Annotated in this window: 15 protein-coding genes; 10 read left to right on the top strand and 5 right to left on the bottom strand. The window is 46.3% G+C overall.

Annotated elements, in window-relative coordinates:
* Window positions 1-220 precede the first annotated feature (220 nt).
* The 4 genes from ACLGGO_RS22815 to ACLGGO_RS22830 all read left to right on the top strand — a co-directional run bounded on the left by ACLGGO_RS22815 (window position 221) and on the right by ACLGGO_RS22830 (window position 4,736).
* Window positions 221-1,105 (top strand): pentapeptide repeat-containing protein, encoded by an 885-nt coding sequence (locus ACLGGO_RS22815; RefSeq protein WP_446421025.1) that lies wholly within the window; start codon window positions 221-223, stop codon window positions 1,103-1,105.
* Window positions 1,106-1,321: 216 nt separating this feature from the next.
* Window positions 1,322-2,524 (top strand): glycoside hydrolase family 10 protein, encoded by a 1,203-nt coding sequence (locus ACLGGO_RS22820; protein WP_446421026.1) that lies wholly within the window; start codon window positions 1,322-1,324, stop codon window positions 2,522-2,524.
* A 316-nt stretch (window positions 2,525-2,840) separates the two neighbouring features.
* On the top strand, window positions 2,841-3,473 hold the full coding sequence (locus tag ACLGGO_RS22825) for an Rpn family recombination-promoting nuclease/putative transposase (RefSeq protein WP_446421033.1): 633 nt from the start codon (window positions 2,841-2,843) through the stop codon (window positions 3,471-3,473).
* A 129-nt stretch (window positions 3,474-3,602) separates the two neighbouring features.
* Window positions 3,603-4,736: an Rpn family recombination-promoting nuclease/putative transposase gene (locus tag ACLGGO_RS22830; RefSeq protein WP_446421027.1), complete on the top strand. Its 1,134-nt coding sequence runs from the start codon at window positions 3,603-3,605 to the stop codon at window positions 4,734-4,736.
* 216 nt (window positions 4,737-4,952) lie between these two features.
* Here the strand turns inward: ACLGGO_RS22830 and murI are convergent, their stop codons facing one another.
* The 3 genes from murI to ACLGGO_RS22845 all read right to left on the bottom strand — a co-directional run bounded on the left by murI (window position 4,953) and on the right by ACLGGO_RS22845 (window position 9,561).
* Entirely contained in the window at window positions 4,953-5,816 is an 864-nt protein-coding gene (gene murI, locus ACLGGO_RS22835) for a glutamate racemase (protein WP_446335183.1), read from the bottom strand.
* Between the two features lie 74 nt (window positions 5,817-5,890).
* A complete protein-coding gene (locus tag ACLGGO_RS22840) occupies window positions 5,891-7,747 on the bottom strand; it encodes an N-acetylmuramoyl-L-alanine amidase (protein ID WP_446421028.1) in 1,857 nt (618 codons plus the stop codon).
* A gap of 350 nt (window positions 7,748-8,097) precedes the next feature.
* The gene (locus tag ACLGGO_RS22845; RefSeq protein ID WP_446421029.1) at window positions 8,098-9,561 is read right to left on the bottom strand and encodes a cation:proton antiporter; all 1,464 of its coding nucleotides are present in this window, start codon (window positions 9,559-9,561) and stop codon (window positions 8,098-8,100) included.
* Between the two features lie 148 nt (window positions 9,562-9,709).
* Between ACLGGO_RS22845 and ACLGGO_RS22850 the strand changes: the two genes are divergently transcribed.
* Window positions 9,710-10,438 carry an SIMPL domain-containing protein gene (locus ACLGGO_RS22850; protein WP_446335186.1) on the top strand — a complete coding sequence of 243 codons (729 nt, stop codon included), beginning with the start codon at window positions 9,710-9,712 and terminating at the stop codon, window positions 10,436-10,438.
* A gap of 3 nt (window positions 10,439-10,441) precedes the next feature.
* Here the strand turns inward: ACLGGO_RS22850 and ACLGGO_RS22855 are convergent, their stop codons facing one another.
* A complete protein-coding gene (locus ACLGGO_RS22855; RefSeq protein ID WP_446335187.1) occupies window positions 10,442-10,804 on the bottom strand; it encodes a single-stranded DNA-binding protein in 363 nt (120 codons plus the stop codon).
* A gap of 346 nt (window positions 10,805-11,150) precedes the next feature.
* Here ACLGGO_RS22855 and ACLGGO_RS22860 point away from each other — a divergent pair, with 346 nt between their 5' ends.
* The 3 genes from ACLGGO_RS22860 (at window position 11,151) to mreD (ending at window position 13,827) form a co-directional block, all read left to right on the top strand.
* Complete coding sequence (locus tag ACLGGO_RS22860; protein ID WP_446335205.1) at window positions 11,151-12,158, top strand: rod shape-determining protein; 1,008 nt, start codon at window positions 11,151-11,153, stop codon at window positions 12,156-12,158.
* A 121-nt stretch (window positions 12,159-12,279) separates the two neighbouring features.
* A complete protein-coding gene (gene mreC, locus ACLGGO_RS22865; protein ID WP_446421030.1) occupies window positions 12,280-13,038 on the top strand; it encodes a rod shape-determining protein MreC in 759 nt (252 codons plus the stop codon).
* Between the two features lie 183 nt (window positions 13,039-13,221).
* On the top strand, window positions 13,222-13,827 hold the full coding sequence (gene mreD, locus ACLGGO_RS22870; RefSeq protein ID WP_446335189.1) for a rod shape-determining protein MreD: 606 nt from the start codon (window positions 13,222-13,224) through the stop codon (window positions 13,825-13,827).
* A 52-nt stretch (window positions 13,828-13,879) separates the two neighbouring features.
* Here the strand turns inward: mreD and ACLGGO_RS22875 are convergent, their stop codons facing one another.
* The gene (locus tag ACLGGO_RS22875) at window positions 13,880-14,677 is read right to left on the bottom strand and encodes an HAD family hydrolase (protein WP_446421031.1); all 798 of its coding nucleotides are present in this window, start codon (window positions 14,675-14,677) and stop codon (window positions 13,880-13,882) included.
* Window positions 14,678-14,925: 248 nt separating this feature from the next.
* On the opposite strand from ACLGGO_RS22875, the gene ACLGGO_RS22880 reads away from it, so the two are divergent.
* Both ACLGGO_RS22880 and ACLGGO_RS22885 read left to right on the top strand, forming a co-directional pair.
* The gene (locus ACLGGO_RS22880) at window positions 14,926-16,140 is read left to right on the top strand and encodes an RNA-guided endonuclease InsQ/TnpB family protein (protein WP_446421034.1); all 1,215 of its coding nucleotides are present in this window, start codon (window positions 14,926-14,928) and stop codon (window positions 16,138-16,140) included.
* 31 nt (window positions 16,141-16,171) lie between these two features.
* Window positions 16,172-17,841: protein kinase domain-containing protein (locus ACLGGO_RS22885; RefSeq protein ID WP_446421032.1), on the top strand; the 1,670-nt coding region annotated here is incomplete at its 3' end.

Here is a 17,841-nt window from a genome sequence, read left to right on the forward strand (position 1 = left end):
TTAGGCGCTTTACAGGGGTTTTTGCTATCAATCCCATCCTGCTTGCTGAAAGTGGGGAGCAGATTATACTACAGTTCAAGGGGATTGAGGATAAACGTAAATTTTTCCAAAGAAGGTTTATTTATTAACTATCAGGATTAAAGTAGAAAGAGAATCCTAGAAAAATTATGAATCCATTTAACCTTCCCCAAGTCATAAATACTTAGTGGACGTTGTAGCTATGAACGTTAGACAACTTCTCAAGCTGTACGAACAAGGAAATCGAGAATTTACGGGGATTGACCTCAGTGGGGCTAACCTCAGGGGAGTCATGTTAATCGGAGTGAACCTAAGCGGGGCAAATCTCAGAGGCGCTGATTTTACCAGAGCATTTTTACTCAAATCTGATTTGAGTGGCGCTCAGATGAATTGGGCTAATCTCAGTTATGTCAAAATGAGCGATGCCAAACTTGTTGACACTGATTTGACTAAAGCCAATATGAGCGGTGCCTTTATGGTGAAATCAAAGCTCACGGGTGCTAAACTCAGTGGGGCAATGTTGAGTGGGACGAACCTCAGACGCGCCAACTTATGGGGGGCAAATCTTTGCGGAGCGCAGTTAGAACGGGTGAATTTGCGGGATGCGAATTTAACCGGAGTGAATTTCAAATGGGCGAATTTATCTGAAGCAAGACTGATTGGTGCTAGAGTTTATGGGTCAGCGCTGAGTTTTGTCAATCTCAGCTATGCGTGGTTAAAAGATTTAGATTTAGCGGGCGCTGATTTAGAAGGGGTTAATTTCAGTGGAGCGAGATTAAGTCGGGCGAACTTAGAAGGTGCAAATTTGATTGCCGCTAATTTGGAATCGGCTAAACTAGATTGGGCGAATCTCCAAGGAGCAGATTTAACCGGTGCCAATCTAGCCGGAGCGAATCTAGAGAATGCTAATCTAACATGGGCAGTTCTCAGAAAAGTTGATTTGCTTGATGCCAATTTGAAAGGTGCAAAACTCTATGGTTTGGATATTAACGAAATGCAAGTGAGTAATGGGGTTGGATCTCAATCCAACAACCAAGAAGTTGGATTGAAATCCAGTAACCAATTTGCTTATTCAACGGCTGTGTGACAAAGCTAAAATTGTGGCATAGATAGGGTTCGTAGTAGGGGCTTTAGCCCTAGATTCCGTTGGGTTTCCTTTGGTTAATCCAACTTACTGACGTGACACAATTAAAATTGTGGCATAGATTTGATGGTTAAATCGGGCGCAAGCCTTGCGCCCCTACAGTGTCTGGATGTAAGGTTAATCCAATGACATAAACAAATGACGAATGACGAATGACGAATGACGAGTGAGAAACGTCAAAGTAGATTCAGGGTTTTTCTCGCCTTAGGGCTGATATTCAGTATTGTCCTACTTGTTGCTAAATCAATTTTATTTTCCCCATCCTTAGCTCGTTCTCAAAGTCCGACAACAATCACGGAAATTAGAGGGGTTTGGTTGACGAATGTGGCGAGTGGTGTATTTTTTTCGCCTTGGGGAATTAACCGAGCGATCGCGCAATTGTCTCAACTAAACTTTAACACGATTTATCCGGTGGTTTGGAATCGGGGGCATACGTTTTATCCGAGTGCGGTGGCGAAACAAGAATCCCTGCTGACGATTATGCGACTCAACGGAGATGTTTTGGCTGAAATTGTACAGCAGGGACATCGCCAAGGGTTACGGGTTATTCCCTGGTTCGAGTATGGATTTATGACGCCGATTTATTCTGAATTAGCGCGGCGTCATCCCACCTGGATAACTCAGAGTTTAACCCAAACAGAAGGCGCGATCGCACCAACTGCTGAGAAGCCCCAACTCTTATGGCTGAATCCTTTGCATCCAGAGGTACAACAGCTTATCCTCGATCTGATTAAGGAAGTGGTGAGCCAGTATGATGTGGATGGGATTCAGCTGGATGATCACTTCGGGATGCCTGTTGAATTGGGCTATGATCCCTATACCATTGAGCGTTATCAGCAAGAGCATTATGGGAATAGTCCCCCGAATTCGCCGCTCAATGGGGAATGGATGCGCTGGCGGGCGAATAAGATTAGTGAGTTTATGGGAGAAATTGTTCAGACGGTTAAATCGATTAAACCGGATTGTATCATTTCCCTATCACCCAATCCCCAAGCTTTTGCCTACAAACACTATCTGCAAGATTGGCAAACTTGGGTACAACGGGGTTGGGTTGATGAATTGGTGTTACAGGTTTATCGGGATGAATTAAGTAGTTTTGTGGCGGAACTCAATCAACCCGCAGTACGCATGGCGCGGCGGACAATTCCGGTAAGTGTGGGGATTTTGACGGGAACCTTACGTGATCCGATTCCCTTTGAGCAAATTCAAGCACAAGTTGAAGTCATTCGCGATCGCGCCTTTGATGGTGTATCCTTTTTTTACTGGGAAACCCTGTGGAGTTATTTAACACCGGAGTCCCCTCAACAGCGGCGACGGGAATTTCGAGAGTTATTTCCCTATCCGGCGATTATATCCAATTGACACCATTAATTGATCTGCGCCTCATTTCACCCAATCAATTATTGTAGGGGCGGGTAATGGGATTTAATTTCGATACCCACAGAACCCTTAAAAACTAAACGATTTTGATAACAATTAAAACTGGCGTCACGAACCCGCAATTGAGCCAGCATTTTGGCTTATATTTCCCTTTATGACGGCGCTGTCGTTGTCGGGTAGGCATTGCCCACCTTACCTGAAAAGGGAATGCTAAAAAAAAGAATTCATCATATTCTGTTTAGTTTGTCAAGACAGTCATCATAGAAAAATTTTCCGTCAGAGATGGCACAGTAGCCCTATAACTGATGAAACAATAAAACGTGACCTGATTGACTTAATCGAAACAATCATCGTTTATAAATTACCGCAAAAAAGCCGAGAGGAGATAGAAGCCATGTTAGGATTAAGTGAACTTAAACAAACCAAAGTTTATCAGGAAGCCAAGCAAGAAGGGTTAGTAGAAGGGAAACAGGAAGGGTTAGCAGAAGGCAAACTCAAAGCCAAGTTAGAGGCTATCCCACGCATGATGGAGTTGGGTTTGAGTGTGGAGATGATTGCGGAAGGATTAGATTTACCGCTGAATGTTGTTCAACTAGCAGCGCCATCATTTGCTCAACAGAATGTTATGGCTTTTATTGAACTTTTAAATCATCGCCGTTCGCTTTTTTCGCCTCAAGACTTAGCGGAGTTGGCGGAGTTAATTGAACCTTTACCGGATAAAATAGAAACGCTGTCTGACGCGATCGCACAATGGTGTAAGCAGGATGCCCATTCCCTACAACGTCAGGCTTGGCGGGATTGTCTCTCTGCTAAGGTGGCGGCGACGGTGGAGGAATGGTTGGCTCAAAATCTGGAAACACTGGAAACCTTTGAGCTTTCGGTTAATAAAGCTATCTTACAGCAGGCGATTTCAGGAGAGAATTCTAATTAGCGATCGCGGGTTGTTTCTAGATAGATAGTAAGGTGTGCAATTTGTCAAGATAGTCGTGATCGGAATTTTCCGCTTCTGGGGTGGCACAGTATCAGGTGTCAACCCTGTGCTGGAAAGCCCTAGGAGAACGTGAAAACCGACACGATTTTTTATAGCTTGTTTAAGGAGTTTCCCAGTATCTTCTTTGAACTGATTAATCAATCTCCAGAACAAGCCGCAAGTTATCAATTTACCTCCCGTGAAATCAAACAACTGTCATTTAGACTAGATGGGTTGTTTTTTCCTAAGAACGAAACCCTAGACCAACCCTTTTATGTGGTTGAGGTTCAGTTTCAACGAGATGATAATTTATATTATCGTTTATTTACTGAACTGTTTATCTTTCTGAATCAATACAAACCGCCTTATCCTTGGCAGGTTGTGGTGATTTATCCAAGTCGCCGGATTGAGAGAGAACAACCGTTACAATTTCGGGAACTCTTCAGCCGAGTGACTCGGATATACTTGGATGAGTTAGGAGATGAGCCATCGACATCTGTTGGGGTTAATATTGTTAAGCTAGTGATTGAGCAGGAACAGACAGCCCCAGAACGAGCAAGGCGCTTAATCGAACAAGCTCAAGTCGAGATAACTGATGAAACAATAAAACGTGACCTGATTGACTTAATCGAAACAATCATCGTTTATAAATTACCGCAAAAAAGCCGAGAGGAGATAGAAGCCATGTTAGGATTAAGTGAACTTAAACAAACCAAGGTTTATCAGGAAGCCAAGCAAGAAGGGTTAGATGAAGGTGAACAACGAGGAGAACAACGAGGCAAACTCAAAGCCAAGTTAGAGGCTATCCCACGCATGATGGAGTTAGGTTTGAGTGTGGAGATGATTGCGGAGGGGTTGGATTTGTCGGTAGAAGTGGTTCAACAAGTAGCGCCATCATTTGCTCAACAGAATGTTATGGCGTTTATTGAACTTTTAAATCATCGCCGTTCGCTTTTTTCGCCTCAAGACTTAGCGGAGTTGGTGGAGTTAATTGAACCTTTACCGGATAAAATAGAAACGCTATCTGATGCGATCGCACAATGGTGTAAGCAGGATGCCCATTCCCCACAACGTCAGGCTTGGCGTGATTGTCTGTCTGGTAAGCTGGCGGCGACGGTGGAGGAATGGTTGGCTCAAAATCTGGCATCCCTGGAAACTTTGGGACTTTCGGTTAATAAAGCCATCCTACAGCAGGCGATTGCATCAGGAGAGAATTCTCATTAGCGATCGCACTATTTTTGCAAGGGCTACATGGGTACGGTTTTTGAGGGATTGAGCGCTCAAACTACTACGGGATAAGGCTTGACGCTGGGTGTAGTACATCCGCACGGGGGGAACCAGAAATTAATCAAAGTCCCCCTTTTGAAGGGGGATTTAGGGGGATCTAAACTTTGGGCGCTAGTCATACAAAGTCTTAAGTTGACACGGATGGGGAAACCCCTACTCCACCGCTTCAACAGACATAGAGACAGGAGATGCATCTGGCAAATAGGTTTTTTCCACAACTGGGGTACACCCCAACCACTGTACCGATAACTTAGCAAACTGCTGCGGACAACCACTGACACAAAATCGCGTCGGTAGCGGTGGTGAACTATTTTTTAATCCCATTAAATCAAGCTCTTGCGCCGCCGCCGCCACCACATGTTCAGCCGGATCAATCAATTGTACAGACGCGGGTAAAATTTGTCGCAATACAGGCGCTAACAACGGATAATGAGTACACCCATAAATCAACGTATCAATTCGCTGCTGGAGTAATGGCGTCAGATACTGGGACGCGATTTCAGAGGTATAGGGCTCGTATAAACGATTTTGCTCAACTAAAGGGACAAACTCTGGACAGCCGACTTGCCAAACTTGAGCCGTGGGTTCGACTTCCAACAAAGCACGTCGATAGGCATTACTCGCCGCCGTCGCGGGGGTAGCAATCACGCCAATCCGACGCCCGACTTGTACAGCGGCACGAGAACCGGGCAAAATCAATCCCAGAATCGGTAGTTGAAAATCGCGCCGTAAGCTGTCTAGGGCTAAGGCGTCACTGGTGTTACAAGCCAGAACCACCATTTTCACGTCTTGTTGTACCATCCAAGTGAGAATCTCGTGACCAAACTGCACGATTTCCCTAGCCGAGCGGGTTCCATAAGGGAGTCGAGCAGTATCGGCAAAATAAAGAATCGATTCATTGGGAAGTTGTCGGTAGAGTTCTCTGAGAACGGTGAGTCCCCCAACACCACTGTCAAATACACCAATATGACGGCGCTGTGCGTCTCCCCTTGAGGTCAAAATCGGGTCATTTGTCATTCGTCACTTGTCTTTTGTCAAAGAATTCTCGCACTCAGCAAAGGCGGTTATTGAAAACCCTGATAACACTCCTGTTAAAAATTCTGCTGAATGTACTGAAGGATACCACGAGCGATCGCCTGTGCCATCTGGCTACGATGATTTGGATCATTTAATTTCGCCGCATCATCTCGCCCGGTGACAAAACCCACTTCCACCAAAACTGCTGGCATTGAGCTTTTTCTGAGGACATAAAACCGGGCGTTGCGAACCCCCCGATTCTGAACCGGAACCGTCTGTAAAATGTTGTTGTGAATCGTCTGGGCAAGACGTTGACCACTGGAGAAATAATAAGTTTCCAATCCATTGACATCCGGTCGGCTGAGACTGATGGCATTCGCATGAATACTGACAAATAGATTAGCATTGATTCGCTCTGCCATGGTCACACGGGGAGCTAGATCCACGAAATAATCACTATTGCGCGTCAATACGGCTTGCACACCCTGCTTTTCTAATAAAGCTGCCACCTCTTGGGCAATGGGTAAAATCACGTCCTTTTCCCGTAATCCGCCAATGCCAACGGCTCCAGGATCTTTACCGCCATGTCCCGGATCAACCATAACCACTACCCGACTATTGGGAACCGTGGGCAATGAGGTTGGGGGTGTAGATGAACTCGGCGGTGGTACCCGAATCGATTCAGGGGAAGGTAATGTTGCTTGTCTTTGTTGTACAGGTAGCGCCAACAGGCGATCGCTGATTTGGTTAAGGCTGCCAATCTGAGTTCCCGAACTTGGCTGCACCAAAATTACCACCGTGCTGGAGTCTTGCTGGCGCAGCAATACCCGTGATAGGGGACTATTGGCATTAAGCTGAGGTCCTCTAACCTGATCCGCTAATTGAGCATCTGGGATAGTAATCCGATAAGCCCTCTCATTCGCGTCCCAACGACTTGTGGCTCTGATGCTCCGATCCGCTTGAATTAAAAGTTGAGTCTGATTGTTTCCCAGTTCAACCGACTGAATCATTGCCCGTTGATTGGTACTGGCTCGTTGGTTCGAGGTTTGCGATCGCGAAGGAGAAGAAACCAGGATATTACTCGAAGCATTAGAGCGATTCTCTAAACTGGATGCCGAGGTACCTCTAGGGATAACCACAATCCCGCCGACATCGCTGTATAGTGCCTGCCAATCTGGACTATCTCGGTTCACATTTAACGTGATCCGAGCCAAAGGCGGTGAATTTTTGATCTGCTGGAATTGGATTTGGCTGACGCCGTAGCGATTAACGTCCAACTTTTGCTCAGCCAGACTCCGGGAGAGATTCAAACCCTCTACCTCAATATCGATCTGGCGGCGATCGCGACTCCGCTTTACCTTAATCTCATCCGGTGCTCTGTCATCGGTACGGATAAAAAATCCATTCCGAGTCACCTGAAAACTATCCACTTGTGTCGCCGATGTTTCCACCGTCACCGTTGTTGGTGGACTCGGTTGGGGAGATTGGCGATTGGGGACATTAGTTACTGGGGGCGGCAGAGTGGGCGAGGTTGATATTTGTTGCGGATTGGGTATATTGACCGTCCACTGAGTCGGCGAGATGCCTCTAAATTGCACCTGTTGGGGGTCAAGGGTATAACCAGGGGCTAATTCAACCACAATCCGAGTGGTTTGGTTTTCAAATTGCCCCACTCGGATTTCTTGAATCGCGCCCCCCACTCGTTGATTCACCGTCGGGCGTCCCAGTCTAGTTCCTGGCAAATCAATGACTAGCCGAGTCGGATCAGCAATCAGTTGCGCCCTCGGCTGAACTCCCTCATCGGTTGTAAATACCAACTGGTTTTGATCGCGGTCAAAACGCCAAAACAGCAGTTGACGCGCTTGTGCTGTCGATGTATAGAGAAAAACACTCAAAAAGCTGGAGAGTAGCAGTAGCCAGCGAAATCTCACAATTATTGCTCCTAACTTAAAGCTCGGTGCTGCATACAGCATTTAGGTGGGTGGCTTTTCACAAAAGGTAGTTGTTGAGTTCCCAACCGAACTCAGTGAGGTTGAGCGGGTTCACCCTATATCCCGAAGTCCAACTGCTCGCTTTGGTTTCCACCCTGGCTTAAACCAATGTGACTCACCCAAGTTGAGTTTATTAGCTGTTATAGACAGTCAGCTTTCAGGGACGTAGAGTAACGAATTTAAGTTTCAAAAAAAATAGTATAGTCCCTTTTCGGATGAACAATCCCAACTGCTCCCCCGGCTCCCCCTGCTCCCCCTGCTTGTACAGAGGAGAACTGGGGATGATTAAGTCATTCTGGTTTAGAATCTGACAAGGTTTCCACTGGCTCTGTTCCTGGGACAGTTTCGGGTTCTTTTAAGACTAATCGTAATAAGGGAGGAGCGATAAAGGTAGTTATAATCACCATCATGATAATCGCTGCCTCAGTTGCTGGGGAAAGCGCCCCACTGGCTGAACCGACTCCGGCAAAAACGAGTCCCACTTCGCCTCGAGGAATCATACCCACACCAATTGCTAGACGGTTAATACCGGGTTGACCAAAGACAGTAAAGCCTGTGATTACCTTACCGATAATCGCTACAACGATCAGGAACGCTGCCAAAATCAACCCTTCCCGATTGCTGGGAACGGCTGGGTTGAGTACACTTAAATCCGTTTTGGCACCCACAACCACAAAGAAAATCGGGGTGAGGACATCGGCGACGGGTAACACCTGTTCCTCTAATTCGCGGCGTTTATCCGTTTCTGCCAAAATTAAGCCAGCAGCAAATGCGCCTAAAATAGCTTCGAGTTGAATCGCAGCGGCGATGTAAGACAGAATCGCGGCAAAAATTAGGGCGGTGAGTAATACCTGACCCCGTGTCTTCATTTCATCCACCAAGGCGACGAAGTAGGGACCAAGAAAGCGTCCCACTAAAATGGAACCGACTAAAAAGACACCCGCACTGATGATTAGATAAATAACATTCGCGATCGCGATTTCCCCGGTTTTTGCTAAACTCGCCACCACCGCTAGGATGATGATGCCTAAAACGTCGTCTAAAACCGCTGCACCAATGATAATTTGACCTTCTTTAGAACTCAGACTGCCGATTTCGGCTAAAACTTTGGCGGTAATCCCAATACTGGTAGCGGTTAGCGCCGCCCCCGCAAAAATTGCCGGTACTGCCGGAACGTCGAACAAGTAGGTCAAACCAGCGGTACCTGCGGCAAAGGGGGCAATTACCCCAACAATTGCCACGACTGCTGCTTGTGGACCGACTCGGATCAGTTCTTGCAGATCCGATTCCAATCCAATTTCAAACAGAAGAATCACCACACCCAGCTCGGCTAGAACCGAGATCACCTCACTCTGAGTCTGAAATACAGAATCAGCCGCCATTGGATTCAGACCGGCTGTGCGCTCCAGAAAGCTGACAATCATTGAGCTAGCGCTATCTGCCCCCGCTTCGGGAAAGACTAGCAGATGTAGTGCCGAGACTCCCACAACTACGCCACCGATAAGTTCCCCTAGTACAGGTGGCAAGTTTATCCGCGCACAAAGTTCGCCGCCTAATTTGCTAGCGAAGTAAATGACCACTAAACTCAGCAATACGCCGGCGAAGATTAATGAACTATTTTCGGCTTCGCTGGTGGTGGCTTCACTGGCTGCGGCTATCAGAGAGTGGTGTGCAGATAGCCAGGGAAAGCCAAAGGGGGGAGTTAGGGAACTCGCCCAGGCAGTTACATCAGCTATAGGTTGAGAAAAAATCATGGGTTCTATTCTACAGGGAACAGGGAACTCGGATGTGGGTATATATCAAACTAAAGGGTTACAAAAACTGTAACCCCAGAAATGATAATGCTCTATGGTGTCAAAGTGAAAGCTTAATCTATCTGTCTGTATTTGGAGGATTGACGAAATGACATATCTATGCTCCAGTTTCCTTAGTCAAAAACAGTTACAGGCGATGGCTGGGGTTTTGGGTTTCGTGATGCTCGCCTGGAGCAATCCCGCGATCGCGCAGGAACGACTACTACGAACCCTAACGGTTACAGGGCAAGGGATAGAGCGGATTCCCACAACCTTGACCCAAGTGCAGTTAGGGGTTGAGGTACAAGGAAAAACAGCAGCTCAGGTGCAACAAGAGGTGGCACGTAAGTCAGCGGCTGTGGTGGAGTTGCTGCGATCGCGCAATGTTGAACAACTCCAAACCACCAGCATCCAGCTCAACCCTGTCTATAGCTATGAGAACAACCAGCAAAGCCTGATCGGGTATTCCGCCAGTAACACGGTGAGCTTCCGGATTCCCACGGAACAGGCGGGAACGCTCTTGGATGATGCCGTTGCCGTCGGAGCTACCCGCATCGACTCCATTCGCTTTACCGCCCCTGAGAGTGCAGTCTCCACGGCTCAAAAACAAGCGCTACGGGAAGCCACTCAGGATGCCCAACAGCAAGCCGATGCGGTGTTAAATGCCTTGAACCTCACCCGTCAAGATATTGTTAACATTCAAATTAATGGTGCCACACCACCTCCACCCATGCCCATGCTGGACAGGGCGGAGTTCGTTGCCCAAAATGTGGCGACACCGATCATTGGTGGCGATCAAGAGGTACAGGCATCTGTCACACTGCAAATTAGCTACTAAAAATTAGAACTCTGTCTCGTTGTAGCTATTCACCGCGTTGGGGTCATTATCTCGTTTGGAACCTAATAACTCCATTCGATCCACCCGGATTACGGGCTTGTGGTAGTTGTGACCATCCCTTGTCGTTAAGGGATCAATCTTCAGCACCCCTTGAACCCCAATCAAACTCCCCTTACGCACGTAGTTAGCTGCCACTTCCGCTGTCTTACCCCAAAGCTCTAGATTGAACCAGTCAGGCTTATCACTGTTGCGGCTGCGACGATCCACCGCCAGTGATAATGTACATAAAACACTGCCCGACTCAAAATACCTGACATCTGGGTCTGCACCCACCCGACCAACCAAATTAACCACATTGAGACTCATTTTTTTAGTACCCTTGTACTTATGCAAATCAGTTTAGCGAATTTATGCCGTTTTCCACAATCCCTAAAGCCGGACTGGAGGCACGCCAATTGCAGTTACTCACGCTCTAGGGGTGAACTATACTTTCTCCGGATCAGCAATTTTGCCGTCTGAATGATACTTTCAGCTTGGTTTTCAACAATTAATAGGGATGACTTGCTCAACTTCACTAGACTCAGCCAAAAAAACGTAATAGAATCCACCTCGGTTACAGTTCAGATACTTTGTTTGTTATACACAGAAACATTCGACTTTGGGGGCTTATAAACGAGTGGGTATTTTCAGTCGCTTTTCCCTATCCCGGGACATGGGTATCGATTTAGGTACTGCTAATACATTAGTATATGTATCTGGCAAAGGCATTGTACTCCAAGAGCCTTCTGTCGTCGCCATGGACCAAGATGAAAAAGTGCCACTAGCGGTGGGAGAGGACGCCAAAAAAATGCTGGGCAGAACTCCAGGTAACGTGGTCGCCCTGCGTCCTCTACGCGATGGTGTGATTGCCGACTTCGATACCGCCGAACTAATGCTCAAGCATTTTATCCGGCGAGTGCACGAAGGGCGTACTTTAGTTCAACCCCGAATCGTCATTGGTATTCCCAGTGGTGTAACCGGTGTGGAACGGCGGGCAGTCATGGAAGCCGCATCTCAAGCCGGTGCTAGAGATGTTTACTTGATTGATGAGCCAGTTGCTGCCGCCATTGGTGCGGGGCTGCCAGTGGCAGAGCCAACGGGTAATATGATTATCGATATCGGTGGTGGTACTACAGAAGTGGCGGTGCTAAGTTTACAAGGTACCGTTTTGAGTGAATCTGTACGGATTGCTGGTGATGAACTGAGTGAATCGATCACCCAGTACATGAAAAAAGTGCATAACCTGGTGATTGGGGAGCGAACCGCTGAAGAAATCAAAATTCAGATTGGCTCAGCCTACCCAACTCATGAAGACGATGATTTCTCTATGGAAGTACGGGGCTTACACTTGCTGTCTGGTTTACCGCGAACCGTGAGTATCAAAGGACCAGAAATTCGCGAAAGTATGTCCGAACCGCTATCAGTCATCGTTGACGCGGTAAAACGTACCTTAGAGCGGACACCGCCAGAACTCGCTGCCGATATTATTGATCGAGGCATCATGTTAGCTGGTGGCGGTGCCTTACTAAAAGGGCTAGACACTTTGATTAGTCATGAAACGGGTATAGTGACTCATGTAGCTGCCGATCCGCTAAGCTGTGTGGTCTTAGGAACAGGTCGTGTTCTGGAGAATTTCAAACAGCTAGAACGGGTGTTTAGTGGGCGTTCTCGCCATATCTAAGATGATGGTATCAAAAGAGAGCAGCCTGGAGAAGGTTAGTTCACAAGCTGCATAAGTCGTTTACCTGCACTATTGCAACTCGATGCCATCAGCCGAAAGCTGAACGAATACGAGACAGGTTATGTACATATTGCGTCGTTGGTGGGACAAACATGGAGTCGCTGTTGTGGTGGGGGGACTAACTCTAAGCCTTGCCTGGTTCATTCGCCAAACTCAGGGGGCAGCTCTCTTTGAGGCTTATCAGTTATTAACCCATCCCTTACAATCAGAACCTACGCCAGAGGAGCGCCTGACAAATGCCAAAGTTCTGGAACTGCAACAGCGTCTAGTTGAACTCGAAAGCCAAAATCAAAAACTCAAAGAGCTGCTTGATTATTCTAAAACCCAACAACAGCAAGGAACTCTTGCCCCTATTATTGGGCGTAGTTCTGGTCACTGGTGGCAACATGTTACCTTGGGTCGAGGGAGTCGAGATGGGATTAAGGTTGATTCAATTGTTATGGCACCAGGCGGTTTAGTGGGTCAGATTGTCCATGTAACCCCCAATACAAGTCGTGTACTACTGATCAGCGACGCGACTAGCCGGGTGGGGGCTGTGATTAGCCGTAGCCGTAGCATGGGTTTTATTCGAGGACAAGGGTCACATCGGGCTGTGCTTCAGTTTTTTGACAAAGTACCCGATGTACGCAAGGGTGATGTGGTTTCAACATCACCGGTGAGTAAACTGTTTCCCGCTGGATTACCTTTAGGACGTGTCGAGTCGGTCAATCTCGATAAAAGTCCAGCACCCGAAGCTGTTATTGAGTTGACAGCGCCTCTAGATGCCTTAGAGTGGGTGATTGTTTATCCGCAATCAAAGACGGTTAATACTGAACCCTGAGAGTAGGTAGTTGGGAAAAGTGATCCCCTAAATTCCTTATCTCTCACTGGCAAAATCGAGTTTCTGGCTGGAATTGTTGGAAATTTCTGAGTAAGTTTTTATACGGAGAAATTTACCCGGATCAATTCCCCCATCAAGAATCAATAATCAACAAAAATCTAGATGTGACACTTTGGCGGCGAAATGGAGGTCAGAAAAAGGAAAAATTCCTTGAGGACAGCACAGAAGAAACCATTGAATAACATTTTCAATCTTTCTCGGTTTTCACCCCAAGTGCGTCAACTGATGAATTGGATGGTAACGGCGGGTTCTGTCCTCATCTGCGTGATGGCTTTACCAACACGGTTACCAGGGATGGAATTGCTGGGAATCGCCCCCAATTGGTTGTTAATTTGGGTGGTTGCTTGGAGTATCAAACGCACAGCGTTTCAGGGGGCGATGGCAGGGTTAGCATTGGGTTTGATTCAAGATGGGATGACCGCTCCTGAACCGACTCATGTCCTCAGTCTAGTATTAGTGGGCATTTTAACCGCTCGAATGCAGAAGCAGCGATATATTCAGGAAGATTTTATTTCAGTGGCATTAATTGTATTTGGTATGGCGGTTGTCGCCGAGACGGTGACGGCTATTCAGTATAGTTTTATCGGCGATCGCACGTTGACGGAAATTTGGATGGATCACCAGCGCATTGCCCTATCCTCGGCGATTCTCAGTAGTTTGTGGGCACCTGTGGTTTACTATCCCCTCAGTCGCTGGTGGGAACAGATGCACTTACTTGAACAGTCGTGAAATGACTTATGAGATCAAGTTCGGAGCCCGACAAATCATGAATGACAAATGATTATTTTTTTTGTTTAATCTTGTCTAAAAGATAATCAGCCGCCGCCAGCAGGTCATAGCAAGTATGATTAGGCTGGAATTGCTGGAGATAACGGTAGGAACGAATCCCGCAAGTAAGCGCAACGGTGGGAATGGAAACCCCTTGGGCGGCGAGGAGATCGGCTTCAGTATCGCCAATCATCCAAACGGATTGCGGATTAAGAGAAAAAAAATCTTGTTCGGTGAGGGCTTGGGCTAAAAGTTGCTGTTTAACTTGAGCATTATTTCGATAGGCGGCTTGATGATCGTAGGTTCCATAAATACCGCTAAACAGACGGGTCAAGCCATAATTTCTCAAAATTTGCTCAGCTTGTTTCTGACAGCGTAAGGTCACCAGTATTAATCGAATACCATGGGAGTGCAGCGTAGCTAACGCCCAATGCACCCCAGGTTGTAGTTTATCAAGATGCAACAGCAAGGGCTGATTGACAATTTCCAGCACTCGTGCTAGGAAAAATTTAAGGGGTTCCCCCTGTAAACCCGATCGCAAAGCAATTTCTTCATCCGCGACCCGGTCTTGTTTCATCTGCCAAAACTGCTGTTTCTCAAGCTGTTGAATGGGTAATGTGATTCCTTTGGCTTGATAGGCAGATTGAGTATCAGCCAGCGCTAGCTTGTAGGTGGTGTAATAGCGCTTAGAGACATCGACAATCGGTCCGTCGAAGTCGCAGAAAACCGTCAGTGGCGCTACAGAGGGGCTATTTCTGTCAGAGCGATCGCACCGCGATGATTGCCAGTCGTAGGCAGCAACACCACTCATAAAACTTTACTTAGTTAAGCTTTTTTTGAAACATTTTTTTACATTTTAGCAGTTTCGATAGGAGTTTTAATAGTTCGTCGAGGAATATACCCCAGCATCCTTACATGATAAGCGATGGTGCAGGCTCCCTCGTGATTTATCCGAGGGATGAAACCGAGCAAGGCGTTTAGCAAGTGCAACTTTAGTTGCGAGTCTAGTACAATTCTCAAATTTACGCTATAATTGGTAGCGTAATCAAAAAAATGACCATGATAGTCTTTGAGTTCAAAATCAAAGCTAAACCTGCTCAATACGCAGCTATTGATGAGGCAATTCAGACAGCGCAGTTTGTCCGAAATAAATGCTTGCGGTACTGGATGGATAACAAAGGTATCGATAAGTATGACCTCAGCAAATATTGCCGTGTGTTGGCGAAAGAGTTTGGCTTTGCGGCGGAACTCAATTCTCAAGCGCGTCAAGCATCGGCTGATCGTGCTTGGAGTGCTATTAGTCGCTTCTACGAAAATTGTCGAAAAAAGGTTAAAGGTAAAAAGGGTTTTCCCAAGTTCAAGAAAAACAGCCGTTCGGTTGAGTACAAAACATCAGGATGGAAGCTATCGGAGAATCGGAAAGCCATAACTTTCACCGGCAAAAAAGTAATAGGGCGACTAAAACTGAAAGGCACTTATGACCTAAACTTCTACTCTATTGACCAAATCAAGCGAGTCAGGTTGGTTAGACGTGCCGATGGCTATTATGCACAATTTGCGGTTAAGGCTGATGTGCGGGTTGAAACTAAGCCTACTGGGAAAACCATTGGGTTAGACCTAGGGATTAAATACTTTCTAGCTGATTCTAATGGCAACACTGAGGAGTCTCCAAAGTTTTACCGCAAATCGGAAAGGCAACTTAATCGAGCTAATCGCAAGAAGTCTAAGAAATACCAAAAAGGAGCAAAACCCCAATCTAAAAATTATCATAAGGCAAGAAAACGATATGCCCGGAAGCATTTAAGAGTAAGTAGGCAGCGAAAAGAATACTGCAAGCGAGTTGCATATTCCGTTATCCAATCTAACGATTTGGTAGCATACGAAGACTTGAATGTCAAAGGGTTGGTAAGAAATCGTCACTTGTCTAAGTCTATTTCTGACGCTGGCTGGTCTACGTTTCGGCAATGGCTAGAATACTTCGGACATAAATACGCAAAGGTGACGGTGGCAGTTCCTCCGCACTACACCTCTCAAGATTGTCCAAAGTGTCACTATCGAGTCAAAAAATCTCTATCTCAACGAACCCATGTTTGTGGAAACTGTGGATACATTGAAGACAGGGATATCGCAGCCAGTCTAAACATCCTTCAAAAAGGATTGAGTACGGCAGGGCATGCCGGAAACTACGCTTGGGGAGACCTGCCCTCTTGGGCGATTGGAGCAATCCTGTCGTCTAACGGCGGATCGGAGAACCAAGAATCCCTGCGTCTTTAGACCGGGGAGTGTCAAATGGCTGTAGCGAGATATGAGCTACTGTATCAATCCCAGGTGTCCTGAACCCAGTGATCCAGGTAACCTCAACAATCGAATTTGTCGTAATTGTGGTTCATCGTTGTTAATCCAAGGGCGCTATCAGGTGATGCGTCTCCTTAGTGATACCAGTGGATTCGGTATGGTGTATGAAGCCTACCAAGGAGCTATTCCAAAAATATTAAAAGTCCTCAAACCTAAGCACAATAAGAATCCTAAGGTTATCGAATTATTTCAACAAGAAGCCGCCGTATTAAGTCAGCTTGATCATCCCGGTATTCCTCAAGTTGAGTCCGATGGGTATTTTCAGTTTATTCCTCAAGCTGGGGAACCTCTGCACTGCATCATCATGGAAAAAATTGATGGACTGAATTTAAAGCAGTGGATGCGACAACAGGGGAATTATCCTATTTCTGAATCACAGGCACTGAATTGGTTAAAACAACTGGTTGAAATTTTACATCTAGTTCATCAAAAAAACTATTTCCATCGAGATATTAAACCCGACAATATTATGCTGCGCCCCACGGGTAAATTGGTGTTAATTGATTTCGGTACAGCTAGAGAATTGACCTATACCTACTTAGCGGAAGTAGGTGGTGCGGGGAATGTTACCAAAATTAGTTCTGCGGGTTACACGCCACCCGAACAAGAAAAGGGTCATGCGGTTCCCCAGTCCGATTTCTATGCCTTGGGTCGAACATTTGTCTATTTATTAACCGCAAAATCGGTAACTGATCCGAGTATGTATGATCCGTTAACCGATTGCTGTAATTGGCGCGAGCAGGTTTCTCTACTCTCAACACCATTAGCCGACCTAATTGACAAGCTGATGGCGCCGACAGCAGCGACTCGACATAAGACGACTCAGGAAATTATGGATGAATTAGCTAATATTTCATCTTCGTCTATTGCCTCTCCCATATCTTCATCTTTACAATTACCCAGTCACACAAGGATACAAGCAGCAACCTTGCCACAAGAAGAATCGGCAATAATGTCTCAACGCCAAGGTTTAATCTCTCAAAACAAATGGGTTTGGCTGGGAACCTTGGCGTTAGTCTTTGGCATTTTCATCTATCAGTTTATAAAAATTGATACTCAATTTCCGGCTGAAATTGCTGCCTATCAAGCGATCGAACTTGTGCAAACAATCAATGCCAATGCCAGTTATATTAATTACCTAATCATCAGTCCGGATGGAGAGACATTAGTGAGTGGGAATGCGGATAAAACAATCCGGTTATGGCAGCTTAAATCGGGTCAGGAAATTCGCCAAATCACAGGTTATGCTAAACCCATTAATTATTTCGCGATTAATTCAGACTGGGATAAAATTGTCACCGGAAGTGGGGAGAAGAGCATTCAGGTTTGGGATTTCGCTACTCAGGAAAAAATTCAAACCCTGACGGGACATTCTAGCTTTGTCAATTATTTGGTAATTAGTCCGGATGGGAAAACGTTAGTTAGTGGGAGTGCGGATAAGACGATTAAATTTTGGGATTTAGCCACAGGACAAGAAATTCGCACGCTGACGGGACATTCGAGTTCCGTGAACTACCTGGTAATTAGCCCAGATGGGAAAACATTAGTTAGTGGGAGTGCGGATAAGACGATTAAATTTTGGGATTTAGCCACAGGACAAGAAATTCGCACGCTGACGGG

This window comes from Coleofasciculus sp. (genome assembly GCF_046565525.1).
Classification (GTDB): Bacteria; Cyanobacteriota; Cyanobacteriia; order Cyanobacteriales; family Coleofasciculaceae; genus Coleofasciculus.

Coding starts and splice junctions, on each gene's coding strand:
- ACLGGO_RS22815 (WP_446421025.1), top strand. CDS start 221: ATGAACGTTAGACAACTTCTCAAGCTGTACGAACAAGGAAATCGAGAA.
- ACLGGO_RS22820 (WP_446421026.1), top strand. CDS start 1,322: ATGACGAGTGAGAAACGTCAAAGTAGATTCAGGGTTTTTCTCGCCTTA.
- murI (WP_446335183.1), bottom strand. CDS start 5,816: ATGACAAATGACCCGATTTTGACCTCAAGGGGAGACGCACAGCGCCGT.
- ACLGGO_RS22845 (WP_446421029.1), bottom strand. CDS start 9,561: ATGATTTTTTCTCAACCTATAGCTGATGTAACTGCCTGGGCGAGTTCC.
- ACLGGO_RS22850 (WP_446335186.1), top strand. CDS start 9,710: ATGACATATCTATGCTCCAGTTTCCTTAGTCAAAAACAGTTACAGGCG.
- ACLGGO_RS22855 (WP_446335187.1), bottom strand. CDS start 10,804: ATGAGTCTCAATGTGGTTAATTTGGTTGGTCGGGTGGGTGCAGACCCA.
- ACLGGO_RS22860 (WP_446335205.1), top strand. CDS start 11,151: ATGGGTATCGATTTAGGTACTGCTAATACATTAGTATATGTATCTGGC.
- mreC (WP_446421030.1), top strand. CDS start 12,280: ATGTACATATTGCGTCGTTGGTGGGACAAACATGGAGTCGCTGTTGTG.
- mreD (WP_446335189.1), top strand. CDS start 13,222: ATGGAGGTCAGAAAAAGGAAAAATTCCTTGAGGACAGCACAGAAGAAA.
- ACLGGO_RS22875 (WP_446421031.1), bottom strand. CDS start 14,677: ATGAGTGGTGTTGCTGCCTACGACTGGCAATCATCGCGGTGCGATCGC.
- ACLGGO_RS22880 (WP_446421034.1), top strand. CDS start 14,926: ATGATAGTCTTTGAGTTCAAAATCAAAGCTAAACCTGCTCAATACGCA.